Origin of the sequence: Flagellimonas olearia (genome assembly GCF_004150225.1) — a bacterium.
Lineage (GTDB): Bacteria > Bacteroidota > Bacteroidia > Flavobacteriales > Flavobacteriaceae > Flagellimonas > Flagellimonas olearia.
Genome location: NZ_ML142908.1, coordinates 561,506 through 574,608 on the forward strand (window position 1 = coordinate 561,506; position 13,103 = coordinate 574,608).

At 43.9% G+C, this 13,103-nt stretch carries 14 protein-coding genes; 3 read left to right on the forward strand and 11 right to left on the reverse strand.

All coding sequences use genetic code 11. From position 1 onward, the window contains the following. Window positions 1–81: 81 nt before the first annotated feature. From DN53_RS07785 to pdxA, 7 genes are all read right to left on the reverse strand, one after another. Window positions 82–1,197, reverse strand: a complete 1,116-nt coding sequence (locus DN53_RS07785; RefSeq protein WP_129653822.1) for an NAD(P)/FAD-dependent oxidoreductase — start codon at window positions 1,195–1,197, stop codon at window positions 82–84. Between the two features lie 35 nt (window positions 1,198–1,232). Then, window positions 1,233–2,585 carry an acetyl-CoA carboxylase biotin carboxylase subunit gene (gene accC / locus DN53_RS07790; protein ID WP_129653823.1) on the reverse strand — a complete coding sequence of 451 codons (1,353 nt, stop codon included), beginning with the start codon at window positions 2,583–2,585 and terminating at the stop codon, window positions 1,233–1,235. An 87-nt stretch (window positions 2,586–2,672) separates the two neighbouring features. Beyond that, window positions 2,673–3,164: an acetyl-CoA carboxylase biotin carboxyl carrier protein gene (gene accB / locus DN53_RS07795; protein WP_129653824.1), complete on the reverse strand. Its 492-nt coding sequence runs from the start codon at window positions 3,162–3,164 to the stop codon at window positions 2,673–2,675. Window positions 3,165–3,191: 27 nt separating this feature from the next. Beyond that, the gene (locus DN53_RS07800) at window positions 3,192–4,187 is read right to left on the reverse strand and encodes a beta-ketoacyl-ACP synthase III (protein WP_129653825.1); all 996 of its coding nucleotides are present in this window, start codon (window positions 4,185–4,187) and stop codon (window positions 3,192–3,194) included. Window positions 4,188–4,359: 172 nt separating this feature from the next. Then, window positions 4,360–4,560, reverse strand: a complete 201-nt coding sequence (gene rpmF, locus DN53_RS07805) for a 50S ribosomal protein L32 (RefSeq protein WP_072876398.1) — start codon at window positions 4,558–4,560, stop codon at window positions 4,360–4,362. A 7-nt stretch (window positions 4,561–4,567) separates the two neighbouring features. Further along, a complete protein-coding gene (locus DN53_RS07810) occupies window positions 4,568–5,098 on the reverse strand; it encodes a YceD family protein (protein ID WP_129653826.1) in 531 nt (176 codons plus the stop codon). 113 nt (window positions 5,099–5,211) lie between these two features. Further along, window positions 5,212–6,264, reverse strand: a complete 1,053-nt coding sequence (gene pdxA, locus DN53_RS07815) for a 4-hydroxythreonine-4-phosphate dehydrogenase PdxA (protein WP_129653827.1) — start codon at window positions 6,262–6,264, stop codon at window positions 5,212–5,214. Window positions 6,265–6,322: 58 nt separating this feature from the next. On the opposite strand from pdxA, the gene DN53_RS07820 reads away from it, so the two are divergent. Next, window positions 6,323–6,913, forward strand: a complete 591-nt coding sequence (locus DN53_RS07820; RefSeq protein WP_129653828.1) for a riboflavin synthase — start codon at window positions 6,323–6,325, stop codon at window positions 6,911–6,913. Window positions 6,914–6,931: 18 nt separating this feature from the next. Here DN53_RS07820 and DN53_RS07825 read toward each other — a convergent pair whose 3' ends face one another. Both DN53_RS07825 and DN53_RS07830 read right to left on the reverse strand, forming a co-directional pair. Continuing rightward, a complete protein-coding gene (locus DN53_RS07825; RefSeq protein ID WP_129653829.1) occupies window positions 6,932–8,020 on the reverse strand; it encodes an acyltransferase family protein in 1,089 nt (362 codons plus the stop codon). A 10-nt stretch (window positions 8,021–8,030) separates the two neighbouring features. Next, window positions 8,031–9,842, reverse strand: a complete 1,812-nt coding sequence (locus DN53_RS07830; RefSeq protein WP_129653830.1) for a sodium:solute symporter family protein — start codon at window positions 9,840–9,842, stop codon at window positions 8,031–8,033. A 69-nt stretch (window positions 9,843–9,911) separates the two neighbouring features. On the opposite strand from DN53_RS07830, the gene DN53_RS07835 reads away from it, so the two are divergent. Beyond that, window positions 9,912–10,667, forward strand: coding sequence for a sulfite exporter TauE/SafE family protein (locus tag DN53_RS07835; protein ID WP_129653831.1), 756 nt, complete (start codon window positions 9,912–9,914; stop codon window positions 10,665–10,667). A gap of 65 nt (window positions 10,668–10,732) precedes the next feature. Here the strand turns inward: DN53_RS07835 and DN53_RS07840 are convergent, their stop codons facing one another. Beyond that, complete coding sequence (locus tag DN53_RS07840; RefSeq protein ID WP_129653832.1) at window positions 10,733–11,272, reverse strand: DUF2911 domain-containing protein; 540 nt, start codon at window positions 11,270–11,272, stop codon at window positions 10,733–10,735. A gap of 176 nt (window positions 11,273–11,448) precedes the next feature. Continuing rightward, entirely contained in the window at window positions 11,449–12,144 is a 696-nt protein-coding gene (locus DN53_RS07845; protein WP_129653833.1) for an NUDIX hydrolase, read from the reverse strand. Between the two features lie 98 nt (window positions 12,145–12,242). Between DN53_RS07845 and DN53_RS07850 the strand changes: the two genes are divergently transcribed. Next, window positions 12,243–13,094 carry an SDR family oxidoreductase gene (locus tag DN53_RS07850; RefSeq protein ID WP_129653834.1) on the forward strand — a complete coding sequence of 284 codons (852 nt, stop codon included), beginning with the start codon at window positions 12,243–12,245 and terminating at the stop codon, window positions 13,092–13,094. Window positions 13,095–13,103: the final 9 nt, after the last annotated feature.

Below are 13,103 nucleotides of genomic sequence, written 5' to 3' on the forward strand. Positions count from 1 at the left end.
ACCCAAGCATCAAGTTCAAAAAAGTATTCAAGAAACCAATACGATAGTGATCATTGGTATTTGAGCTTGTTCTTGAGCTTTCTAAATCAAATCTGCAAGCTCCTGTCCCACCAAGCTACCCAAGGCAACGCCCATTCCGCCGAGCCGCACACCACAGTATACGGAATTGGAAATTTGTTTTACGATGGGGGTTTTTTGGGTACCCACACCCATAATCCCGCTCCATCTTTGGTCAATTTCGAAGTCTTGATCGGGAAGGATTACCTTTTTGAGCAATTTTTCCAATGCATCTTGAATGGTATGGGTTTCCCCAAATTCCATGGTCTCTTCGGTTTGAAAATCGAGGTTTCGGCCGCCGCCAAACAAAATCCGGTCGTCTATATTCCTAAAATAGTAATAACCTTCGTCCAAATGGAACGTTCCCTTTATTTTTAGGTTTTTGATGGGCTTTGTGATCAACACCTGTGCCCTTGCTGGCTTTACCGTTTCAGATTGTACCAGTTTTGAGGCAAAACCGTTCGTCGCCACAAACACCTTTTTGGAATCAAATCCAAAGCCTTCTGCATGGATGATCACTTTACTTCCTGAATCTTCAATGTCCTTGACTTCAACCCCATTTAAAATGGGAATCTGGTTCTCATGGCATTTTTGGAGCAGGGCCTGCATCATTTTTCCGGTATCCAATTGACCTTCAAATTGATGGGTAATATAGGTGTCACGAATCCCGGAAAACCCAAATTCATTCTTGGTTTTCACAAAAGGTGGGGCTCCAAAAACAGGAAGCAACAATTGGTTCAAGTGCTCCATACTGTCCGAACAAGACGCAAACAATTCGGAATCATCCCCCAAGAAAAGTTCATGGCCTCCATGCTGTTCAAACCCGATGGCCTTGTCCCCCAAAAGCGTGCGCAGTACCTGAATGCCGTTATATCGCTTTTGGACCAGCTGCACCACTTCTTCCTCGGTATGCGCCTTTACATCAGCCAAAATTTCAGAAACGCTCCCAAAACAGGCAAAGCCAGCATTCTTGGTGCTGGCCCCTTGAGGGAGACTGCCCCTTTCCAAGACCAGAATCCTGCTGCTGGGATATTTTTCCCTTAATCGGAGTGCACAGTTAAGCCCTACAATACCGCTACCAATGATGGTAAAATCCACATGGGACAACCAAGTCTTATATTCCCAATAGCTTAGCTCCATAAAACAAAAACCCCGATAAAAAATCGGGGCTATATTTAGTCTTGATATTTGGAATCCATTTTGAACCCTTCCATGAATTTGGTGGTATAGTTCCCGGCCAAATAGTCTGGGTGATCCATCAACTGTCTGTGAAACGGAATTGTGGTTTTTACACCTTCGATCACAAACTCATCCAACGCCCTGCGCATTTTGTTGATGGCCTCTTCCCGGGTCTGGGCCGTGGTGATCAACTTGGCGATCATGGAGTCGTAGTTGGGTGGAATCATGTACCCACTGTACACATGGGTATCTAATCGGACCCCATGCCCACCGGGCGTATGAAGGGTCGTGATCTTTCCTGGTGAAGGTCTAAAATCATTGTACGGATCTTCCGCATTGATCCTACATTCAATGGAGTGCAGTTTTGGATAATAGTTCTTCCCTGAGATGGGCACACCTCCGGCAACCAGAATCTGCTCCCGGATCAAATCATAATCCACCACCTGTTCTGTAATGGGGTGCTCCACCTGGATACGGGTGTTCATCTCCATGAAGTAGAAGTTGCGGTGCTTGTCCACCAAAAACTCCACGGTTCCCGCGCCTTCGTATTTGATATATTCAGCGGCTTTTACAGCGGCTTTACCCATATCTTCCCTAAGGGAATCCGTCATAAAGGGTGACGGCGTCTCCTCGGTCAATTTTTGGTGTCTGCGTTGTACGGAGCAATCCCTTTCTGAAAGGTGACATGCCTTTCCATATTGATCGCCCACAACTTGAATCTCAATATGTCGTGGCTCCTCGATGAGCTTTTCCATGTACATTCCGCCATTGCCAAAAGCAGCTGTGGCTTCTTTGACGGCACTTTCGAAATTCTTTTCCATTTCGTCCTCGGACCAAATGGCGCGCATTCCCTTTCCACCACCACCGGCAGTCGCCTTGATCATAACGGGATAGCCCATTTTTTTGGCTTCCTTTCTGGCGTGGTCCACATCCTTAAGTAGTCCATCCGATCCCGGAACGGTGGGAACCCCTGCTTTTTTCATGGTTTCCTTGGCCGTAGCCTTGTCCCCCATTTTTTCAATCTGTTCCCCCGAAGCACCAATAAACTTGATGTCGTGCTCCGCACAGATTTTCGAGAACTTGGCATTTTCGGAAAGAAACCCATATCCGGGGTGAATGGCATCTGCATTGGTGATTTCCGCCGCAGCAATGATGTTCGGAATCTTTAAATAGGATTCGTGGCTAGGGGCCGGACCAATACAAACGGCTTCATCTGCAAAACGCACATGGAGACTTTCCTCGTCCGCCTTGGAATATACGGCAACGGTCTTTATCCCCATTTCCTTACAGGTACGAATAATTCGCAGTGCGATTTCGCCCCTATTTGCAATCAATATTTTTTTAAACATAGAACACAATCTTAAATTCTGAATTCTAAATCTTAAATGGTTTTAAACAACAGGAATCGCTGCTTAAAATTTATCATTTAAAATTCACTACGATGGATCTACCAAGAACAATGGCTGATCAAATTCCACTGGAGAAGAGTCATCAACCAATACCTTGACGATTTTTCCGGAAACTTCAGATTCGATATCGTTGAACAATTTCATGGCTTCGATCACACAAAGCACATCTCCTTGATTAATGGTACTACCCACCTCAACAAAAGCGGGTTTATCAGGAGAAGGCTTTCTGTAGAAAGTTCCTATAATGGGTGATTTAATGGTGATGTATTTGGAGTCATCGGATTTTGAAGCAGATTCCGTTGCAGGTGCCGCGGTTTCTTGAGCGGCTGGAGCCGCAGCCACAGGAGCGGCAGGTGCTTGGGCCATGGGAATTTGCTGTACAATGGTTGTCTCTGGGGTACTTGAGCTTGTACTACCGGTTCGGATGGTGATCTTAATGTCTTCCATCTCCAACTTCACCTCGCTGGCACCCGATTTGGCCACAAACTTGATTAAACTTTGAATTTCCTTAATGTCCATGGAATATGATTTTGTTAGTTGTGCTGTTTAAGAATTATAGGCCCATTTTAAATAAATGGAACCCCATGTGAAGCCTCCTCCAAAGGCGGCAAATATTAAGTTGTCTCCTTTTTTCAGTTGTTTTTCATAATCGAACAACAACAAGGGCAAGGTTGCCGATGTGGTGTTTCCGTAACGGTCAATATTGATCATCACTTTTTCCGAATCCACTCCCATCCTGTTGGCTGTGGCGTCAATGATACGTTTATTGGCCTGATGGGGTACCAACCACTGTACATCCTCATGGGAAAGATTGTTCCGCTCCATGATCAGTGCGGACACCTCAGCCATGTTGGAAACCGCAAATTTAAAAACGGATTTCCCATCTTGGTATACATAATGTTGTTTGTTCTTCACCGTTTCTTCGGACGCAGGCAAGATAGAGCCTCCTGCATCAATTTTCAAGAATTGGCGTCCAATTCCATCCGATCGTAAATACTCGTCCTGTACCCCAAGTCCTTCCTCATTGGGTTCAAAGAGTACGGCACCGGCACCATCACCAAAGATAATGCAGGTGGTACGATCGGTATAATCTAAGATCGACGACATCTTATCGGCCCCGATCACCAAAACTTTCTTGTATTTTCCTGATTCAATATAACTGGCCGCAGTTGACATTCCATACAGAAAACTGGAGCATGCAGCCTGTAAGTCATAGGCAAAGGCATTGACCGCCCCAATTTCCGAAGCCACATATGCCGCGGTCGACGCAACGGGAAGATCGGGAGTGGCCGTGGCCACCAACACAAAATCAATCTCCGAAGGGTCTACATTTCCTTTTTTAATAAGATCTTGGGCCGCCCTTATGGCCATGTACGAAGTTCCGGCGTTCTCTTCCTTCAATATTCTCCGCTCTTTGATTCCGGTCCTCGAGGTTATCCATTCATCATTGGTATCTACCATGGTTTCCAACACTTTGTTGGATAGTACGAAATCGGGAACATATCCTCCCACAGCTGTGATGGCTGCTGTTGTTTTATTCATTTTAGCGTCTCTTTTTGTCAAAAACATTGAAATTTGACCCAGAAGAGGTGAAAATTAGTCATTTTATATGACTTTTTTATCAAAACGGGGCCGTTTTTGAAATTAACTTCAGTCCATAAAAAAACTCCCGCTAGTTTGGAACGGGAGTTGGTTTATTTTGAGGGATTTGCCATTAGGCAGCAGTTTCTTCCTCTGTTTTGTCAATCAATACTTGACCTCTGTAGTACAGTTTGCCTTCATGCCAGTGTGCTCTGTGGTACAAGTGCATTTCTCCTGTTACGGAATCCTTGGCAATTGTAGGGGCTACCGCTTTGTAGTGGGTTCTTCTTTTGTCCCTTCTGGTCTTTGATGTCTTTCTTTTAGGATGTGCCATTATAAACCTATTTGTCCGTTAGTAACTTTTTTAAATCATCCCATCTGGGATCTGTTTTTTCTGATGGTTTCTTTTCTTCTTTTGGCTGCAATTCTTCCAGCTTGTCCAAGATTTCCGATTTCAACGTTCCGTCCAATACACCGGGGTGTACTCTTTTTTGAGGGACGGCCAACACCAACATCTCATAGATGTACTGTGCAATGTTGATTTGGTACTCACCATGGGGAATGATCAAAATTTCATCATCTTCATCATTGTACTCTTCCCCAAACTTGATGACCAAGTGCAAATCTGAATGGATGGGTTGGTCAAAAGGTTCGCCGGTCATGTCGCAATCCACATTCACCGTTCCCTTGGCCTCGATTCCCAATTCCATCATATTGCTCATCTTTTCCAATATGGCGGTCACCTTTACGGAAGCTCCGTTAAATTCTTGGTATTCAAAAGATTCAAAGAACGCATTGTCAATCTCGTACACAAATTCGTGTTTTCCCAACTTCAAGCCTGAAAATGGGATAAAAAACTCCTTCAGCTTCATTGTTTCTACACTTAAGGTTTGTGTACCAGCCTCTAAAGGCGGGTGCAAAGATACTACTTATTTACAAAACTGCAATTCCAACACCAACAAATATCCATCTTTGTGGAACTTTTTTAGCTCGCACGCTTGGTCTTTTGTTTTTTCAGTGGGTTTTTGCTCAATTCGATATACTCTGTACGGTTCTTGAACACTTCAATGGCCATAAAAACCGCTTCTTTAAAAGAGCTGTTGTCCGCTTGCCCTTTTCCGGCAATTTCATAGGCCGTGCCATGGTCCGGTGATGTCCTAACCTTGTCAAGTCCAGCGGTATAGTTCACCCCTTTTCCAAAGGAAAGGGTTTTAAAGGGAATAAGTCCTTGATCATGATAGGCCGCTAAAATGGCATCAAAATTCTTATGGTTGTCCGAACCAAAAAAGCTGTCTGCGGAATACGGTCCATACACCAACGTTCCCTTATTGAACAGCTCTTTGATCACCGGCTTCAAAATTTTGTCGTCCTCCTCCCCAATGGTACCGTTATCCCCGCTATGCGGATTTATGCCCAACAGAGCAATCTTTGGTTTACGGATTCCAAAATCCATTTTTAGGGATTTTTCCATGGTGGCTATCTTGTGCCTCACCAAACTTGGAGTTATGGCCTGAGCCACATCCTTAACGGCAATATGGTCCGTGAGCAACCCTACGCGAAGGGTGTCTGCCACCATGAACATAAGGCTTTCCCCGTTCAATTCTTGGGCCAGATAATCGGTATGCCCGGGAAATTTAAAATCGTCGGACTGTATATTGTTTTTGTTGATGGGTGCCGTTACCAGAACGTCAATACTTCCATCCTTTAAAGCGGAAACCGCCGCCCGAAGTGATCTAATGGCATAGGTGCCTCCTTCCTGTGTGGCCTGTCCGAATTCAATTTTCGGTACTTCTTTCCAAACATTCACAATGTTGATCTTTCCTTCCACGGCTTGGGATGCATCCCTAACCCCGTTGAATGTCATCTCGATTCCCAAATCCGATTTCTGCTGGGAAACGGTTTTGTTCGATGCAAAAATAATTGGGGTGCAGAAGTCCAACATCCGTGGGTCTTCAAATGTTTTTAGGGCAACTTCACACCCAATTCCATTTATGTCCCCAATGGAAATCCCCAGTTTTATTTTTTGATTTTCCTTCATATAATCACTGCCGTTATGGCTACTTTTGCATTACAAAACTAGTCAATTAATAAGACACATGTTCACAGGTATCATAGAGACTTTGGGGAAAGTTGAAAAGCTTGAAAAAGAAGGGGGCAATTTGCATATTACCCTGTCCTCCAATATTACATCGGAACTGAAGATAGACCAAAGCGTTTCACACAATGGGGTATGCCTTACCGTTGTGGCCATAAAAGATAACTTATACACCGTGACCGCCATTGAAGAGACCTTGATCAAGAGCAATATAGGGGACTTAAAGACTGGTGATGTGGTAAATTTGGAACGTGCCATGGTCTTAGGGGCTCGATTGGATGGCCATATTGTACAGGGACATGTGGACCAAACTGCCCAATGCACTTCCATGGAACAAAAAGATGGTAGCTGGGTCTTTGGGTTTCAGTACGATTCCAGCTTGAACAATGTAACCATTGAAAAAGGTTCCATAACCGTGGACGGTGTAAGTTTGACCGTGGTTGATTCCAAAAAAGACGGCTTTAGCGTAGCCATCATTCCATATACTTTTGAACATACCCGTTTCAATACCTATATAATAGGTACATCGGTCAACTTGGAGTTCGATGTGGTTGGAAAATATGTGGCCCGCTTGATGGAACTTCGACAATAATGTTGAAAAATCCTCGCCTTATACTTTTATAAAAATCTTCCGCTTGTACAATACGTAGGCTAAAAGGCAGTAAAATGAAACTACCGTCAAACCATACAACAGGGATGAGAGTTTCATGGACATAAAATCGTGCACATAAATGGTCTGGAACAGCCATCCGTGCAAGGAGTTTTCACCATCCACCTTAATCAACCCGAACAGTTTACTGATGAAACTGGACAAGAAATACACCACAATGGCATTGGCTCCGGCGTATTTAAAGATACTTCCGAATTTTATTCCTTTAACGTCGGTGAGGTGATAAATAATCGCCAATACGATGTTGGCCCATCCTGCCGTTACCAACACAAAGCTACTGGTCCATAATGCCTTGTTGATGGGGAATACCAAATCCCAAACGTGGCCCAGAACCAAAAATGCGCCTCCCAAACCGAATAAAATGGTGGTTTTCTTCTCTTGTTTTGACGTCAATATCAATCCAGTAAAAATCCCCAACAATGAACTCACTATGGCCGGAAGGGTGCTTAAAAGTCCTTCGGGGTCGTAATCTGTTTTCCACATATGAGAGCCAAACACGTTTAAGTCCACATAGTTAGCCAAGTTGTTCGGTGCCCTTTCCAAAGTGGATGCCACCCCTTGAACCGGGACAAAAACCATGAGCAACCAATACCCGATCAACAAGATTCCAGAAACGGCAACAAGTTTTTTCCAGTCCAAATTGATAAATAGGATGGAGGCAAAGAAAAACACTACCCCAATCCGTTGCAAAACCCCAGGGAACCTAATGTTTTCAAAATCCTTGAAGAAAGGGAAGCTCAAAGTAAAGGCTCCCAAGAATATACCCAGCCCGATCAATTTTAAGCTTCGAATCGTGATTTTCTTGTAGGTGCTGGAATCTGTCTTTTTATTTTGATAGGCCAACGCAATGGAGGTTCCCACAATAAAAAGGAAAAAAGGGAACACCAAATCCGTTGGTGTGTACCCATGCCATTGTGCATGCAATAATGGGGCATACACATGCCCCCATGTTCCCGGGGTATTCACCAATATCATCAATACGATGGTCATTCCCCTAAAAATATCTACGGATAAAACCCTGTTTTTCATAGTGCTGTTGTTATAAGATGTTATCCTTGATCCTACCCCAAGCCTTAATCAGGAAAAATCCGGAAACAAGGGCAACACCGGTCAAAATGAGAGCCAATTGGGTTTCTTGATAAATCCAATATCCCGTTGCGAACATAATGGAGTAGATTAAAACCACACCCAACAGCATGGCCGTGATTCCCGCAGGAACACTCCATTTTTCATTGCTCTTGACGATTTCTACATTCTCAGCGTCTGCTTCATCCACAATCTTTTTCCAACCCGGTCCTCCAGGCTGAATCTTGAGGTAGAAACTACGTAAAACTTCTTTGCTTTCCGGTTGTGTCACAAACGTAGCCGTTAACCAAATGATTGATGTGACCACCATAATAAATGGTAAGTCTGCCCATTCTGGGAACACCCCGGTTTCAGGCGCAAAAAGGATTTCTCGCAACGATGTGGTCTCCAAAAGAACAGCTAAAATCCCTGAGGAAAACATCGCCGTGATTTCACTCCAAGCATTGATACGCCACCAAAACCATCGTAGAATAAAGATAAGCCCCGTTCCTGCTCCAAAAGACAGCAATAGGTTGAACACGCCCATGGCATCTTGTAGTGCCAAAGCCAAAAATGCACTTAACACCATCAATATTACCGTGGATAGTCTTCCCACATTTACCATTTGTTTCTCCGTAGCGTTCGGGTTTATCTGCTGTTTGTAAAAATCATACACAATATAGGAAGAGCCCCAGTTCAACTGTGTGGAGATGGTACTCATATAAGCCGCCACCAAAGAAGCCAAAACAATTCCCAAAAGACCCGTGGGCAATTTGGTCATCATGGCTGAATAGGCCAAATCGTGTCCCAGTTTATCTTCTGTTACATTTGGAAAAGCTTCATGGATACTGGCAATGTCCGGATATACCACCAAAGAGGCCAGTGCTACCAAAATCCATGGCCAAGGACGCAAGGCATAGTGCATGATATTGAAGAAGAATGTGGCTCCAATGGCATGGTTCTCATCTTTTGCTGCCAACATCCGTTGTGCAATGTAACCACCACCACCGGGTTCCCCTCCAGGATACCACGAACTCCACCATTGTACCGCCAATGGAATGATCAAGGCCGTTATCAACGCTTTCTTGTCACTAAAATCGGGAAGGATACTTAGCTTTCCTTGTACATTTTCATTTTCCAAAATGGATTGAATTCCACCAACCTCTGGAAGATTCACCAGATACACGGCAGCCCCAATGGCACCACCCATGGCCACAAAAAAGAGTAGAAAATCACTGTAAACCACTCCCTTAAATCCTCCAAGGGCGCTAAAAATAACCGTTATAAGACCAGCACTGACAACGGTTACCCAAGGGTCCAGCCCCAGCATAACTCCACCAATCTTAATGGCCGCCAAGGTAACGGAGGCCATGGTGATCACATTAAAAAACACCCCTAGGTAAATGGCCCGGAACTTCCTTAAAAAACTTGCCGCCTTTCCGCCATATCTGATTTCATAAAACTCCAAATCCGTATTTACGTTGGATTTCCGCCATAACTTGGCATATACAAACACGGTGAGCATTCCCGTCAACAGAAAACACCACCATCCCCAGTTTCCGGAAACACCATTGGAACGGACCAAATCGGTCACCAAATTGGGCGTATCCGTGGAAAATGTGGTTGCTACCATGGAAAGTCCCAATAACCACCATGGCATGGTTCTTCCTGATAAAAAGTATTCTGATGAGCTTTTTCCTGATTTCTTGGAAACATAAATTCCTATGAAAAGGACAATAGCGAAAAATGTAAAGATTATGGCATAATCTAAGGTTTGTATATCCATTGGTTTGGTTTTGGTAAGAACCAAAGATAGTTTTTTTAGGTTACTTTTGTACTCCACCAAATGTTTTGGATGTTTCTCTCCCTTCCCTCCGAAATCTCTATAATGGCATGGGCCATGGCCGCCACGGCAGTTTTTTTAATGGGAGCTTCCAAAGCCGGTCTCAAGGGCATGTCCATACTCAATGTTACCCTCATGGCCTTAGCCTTTGGCTCCAAGGCTTCTACAGGAATATTCATGCCTTTATTGATTGTTGGTGATATTATTGCTGTTATCTATTATAATAGACATACCCAGTGGAAATACATTCTCAAGTTTATTCCGTGGATGGTGTTGGGCATCCTTGTTGGTGTTCTTGTTGGAAAAGACTTGCCGGAAGTGGAGTTCAAATGGGGCATGGTCACCGTTATTTTTATCAGTTTGGGCCTTTTATATTGGTGGGACCGAAGAAAATCCACCCATGTTCCCACCCATTGGATGTTCGCCGGTTCCATGGGAATCATGGCGGGGATATGTACCATGATCGGAAACTTGGCAGGGGCTTTCACCAACATCTTCTTCCTGGCTATGCGATTGCCCAAAAACCAGTTTGTGGGTACCGCGGCATGGCTCTTTTTCATTACCAATCTTTTTAAACTTCCCTTTCACATTTTTGTGTGGAAGACCGTTACCATGGAAACTTTGTGGGTAGATGTAAAACTCATCCCGGCCATTTTAGCGGGCATTTATGTGGGAATTCGACTGGTAAAAATCATCCGTGAGGGGTTTTTCCGGAAAATGATTCTCGTGCTTACGGCCTTGGGGGCCTTGCTTTTATTGTTCCGATAAATTTTAACAAAAAACCCACCTTCTTTTTTAAGAAGATGGGTCCATGTTTTTAAACTCTGTTGTATTTAATCAATGGCAACGGGAAGTGCCACATTGGCCCACTCCATGGTAAATCCATCATTGGTAATGGTATAGGTCAATTGTTCCTTGGCTTGGGAAGCTTTCTTTGGTGATGCTTTAACCCGAAGCACATCGGTCGACTTGTTTTCCTTATCATATTCGGTCAAAGTCAACCCTTCAACAGAAGAGCCGCTGCGTCCATGATTAGAATTAAAAATTACGGTCCAATCCCCTTTGCTGGGCACAAAGAACAAGGCATAAGTGCCGGCGGAAAGCTTTTCCCCTCCAACCGTAATGTCCTTGTCCGTGGTAAAGGTTGTCGCCATATTAGCTCCTGCCCGCCAGACTTTATCATAGGTAACAAGACCTCCAAAAATTTCACGTCCTCGCATGGAAGGACTGTTATAGGTAATCTCGATTGACGCATCAGCTACCTTTCCCTTAACACTTTTATAGGGGCTCTTTTGTGCAAGACTACACATACTGAAAAGAATGGTTAGGGTAAACAGGCTGGCCCAACGGACCGAAGTTTTAAGTTTTCTCATGGGTTTTGGTGTATTAAATCAGTTGAAACATTACAATTTTGTCTAAAGATACGGATACTGGTATAATCCAAAATGGTTCGTTTCACTACCCGTATTTGGCCTTGAATTTTCTTTCAATCCGTTGCAAAATCAACATATATTGTTGTCTTTGTTATGAAATGGAGACGGAAATGACCTTACTCATGGTCTTTATACGAATATAACATGGGTCCCCCCTTTACTCCAGGTTTTTTTTCGCCTGTATTTTTAAGAATATCCATTTGGAAAATGCGCTTTCTAAAATTGCGTTTGTCCAATTCCAGACCCAAAATGTTCTCATAAAGATTCTGCAGTTCTGGCAGTGTAAATTTCTGTGGAAGCAATTCGCCAACCACAAGGGTATCCTTTAAGTTCTTTTTAAAGAATTGATGCGCATCACGGATAATTTGGTTGTGATCAAACCCAAGATTGGCCGGGATTTTGTCCAAATCAAACCAATCAATCTGCTCCACACCCCGTTTTAAGGTCAAGGGATGGTTCTCCGGTTTTACCAAAGCATAAAAGGATATGGTGATCACTCTTTTTGTGGGGTGGCGCTCTATATCAGAATACGCTCTTACCTGTTCAAAATGGATATTTTCAAATCCAGTTAGGGCAAACAATATCTTTTGGGCGCAATCTTTTAGGGTTTCATTGGCCTGTAGGGCCCCTCCGGGCAACATCCAATGATCGGTAAAGTTGCCCACGGATCTTTTGGTCAGTAAAATCTTCAATCGGTTGTCCACATATCCAAAAACAGCAATGTCCGTGGTCATGGAACATTCATAGGAATCTTCGTTTACTTGATAATCATTGAGCCCATTGAGTGTTGCTTCCGATAAATCTTCTTTCATTTTTTTTTTCGCCAAAAAATTCTAATTTAGTAACTGTGTATAAATGACACAGAAATTGTTTTGGTCACTATCAAACCTTAAAATTACAGAAAAGGCCCATGAATCAACCTAAATATAGAGAATTAGACGGCAAAGTAGTTGTCATTACGGGAGGAGGAGGCGTCCTCGGCAGTGCTTTGGCCCTATCCATTGCAGATCAGGGAACCAAAGTGGCCATCCTTGACCTAAAGGAAGAGGCTGCTCAGGAAATCGCAAAAAAAATAAACGCCAATGGCGGTACGGCAATCGGAGTTGGTGCCAATGTGCTTGAAAAGGAATCCCTCATCAAAGCAAGGGACATCATAAAAGAGCAATGGGGAAGTTGTGATATCCTCATTAACGGGGCCGGAGGTAACCACCCCAAGGGCACTACCACAAAGACCCATTTTTTTGAAGAGGATATAAATCCACCTGAAGACTTGACGACCTTCTTTACCTTGGACCCCAAAGGCATCCAGTTTGTGTTTGACCTTAACTTTATTGGGACCCTTTTACCTACCCAAGTATTTGCAGAGGATATGGTTGGGAAAAAAGACACGGTGGTTTTGAACATCTCTTCCATGAATGCCTTTAGACCCTTGACCAAGATACCGGCCTACAGTGCGGCCAAAGCCGCAGTAAGCAATTTTACGCAGTGGTTGGCCGTGCATTTGGCTCCCGTTGGGGTTCGGGTAAATGCCATAGCCCCCGGTTTCTTTTTAACCGATCAAAACAGAAGTTTATTGACCCAAAAAGACGGGTCGCTTACCCCCCGTGGAAATACCATCTTGAAACATACTCCCATGAACCGGTTTGGAGAACCGGACGATTTGGTGGGAACCGTACTTTGGTTGATGGGCAATGGATCAAAATTTGTAACCGGAATTGTGGTGCCCATTGATGGGGGCTTCAGTGCATATAGCGGCGTATAAGATATGGGA

What these genes read in the sequence shown, in the direction of transcription:
- DN53_RS07785 (WP_129653822.1), bottom strand. Translation starts at nt 1,197, where the DNA reads ATGGAGCTAAGCTATTGGGAATATAAGACTTGGTTGTCCCATGTGGAT.
- accC (WP_129653823.1), bottom strand. Translation starts at nt 2,585, where the DNA reads ATGTTTAAAAAAATATTGATTGCAAATAGGGGCGAAATCGCACTGCGA.
- accB (WP_129653824.1), bottom strand. Translation starts at nt 3,164, where the DNA reads ATGGACATTAAGGAAATTCAAAGTTTAATCAAGTTTGTGGCCAAATCG.
- DN53_RS07800 (WP_129653825.1), bottom strand. Translation starts at nt 4,187, where the DNA reads ATGAATAAAACAACAGCAGCCATCACAGCTGTGGGAGGATATGTTCCC.
- rpmF (WP_072876398.1), bottom strand. Translation starts at nt 4,560, where the DNA reads ATGGCACATCCTAAAAGAAAGACATCAAAGACCAGAAGGGACAAAAGA.
- DN53_RS07810 (WP_129653826.1), bottom strand. Translation starts at nt 5,098, where the DNA reads ATGAAGCTGAAGGAGTTTTTTATCCCATTTTCAGGCTTGAAGTTGGGA.
- pdxA (WP_129653827.1), bottom strand. Translation starts at nt 6,264, where the DNA reads ATGAAGGAAAATCAAAAAATAAAACTGGGGATTTCCATTGGGGACATA.
- DN53_RS07820 (WP_129653828.1), top strand. Translation starts at nt 6,323, where the DNA reads ATGTTCACAGGTATCATAGAGACTTTGGGGAAAGTTGAAAAGCTTGAA.
- DN53_RS07825 (WP_129653829.1), bottom strand. Translation starts at nt 8,020, where the DNA reads ATGAAAAACAGGGTTTTATCCGTAGATATTTTTAGGGGAATGACCATC.
- DN53_RS07830 (WP_129653830.1), bottom strand. Translation starts at nt 9,842, where the DNA reads ATGGATATACAAACCTTAGATTATGCCATAATCTTTACATTTTTCGCT.
- DN53_RS07835 (WP_129653831.1), top strand. Translation starts at nt 9,912, where the DNA reads ATGTTTCTCTCCCTTCCCTCCGAAATCTCTATAATGGCATGGGCCATG.
- DN53_RS07840 (WP_129653832.1), bottom strand. Translation starts at nt 11,272, where the DNA reads ATGAGAAAACTTAAAACTTCGGTCCGTTGGGCCAGCCTGTTTACCCTA.
- DN53_RS07845 (WP_129653833.1), bottom strand. Translation starts at nt 12,144, where the DNA reads ATGAAAGAAGATTTATCGGAAGCAACACTCAATGGGCTCAATGATTAT.
- DN53_RS07850 (WP_129653834.1), top strand. Translation starts at nt 12,243, where the DNA reads ATGAATCAACCTAAATATAGAGAATTAGACGGCAAAGTAGTTGTCATT.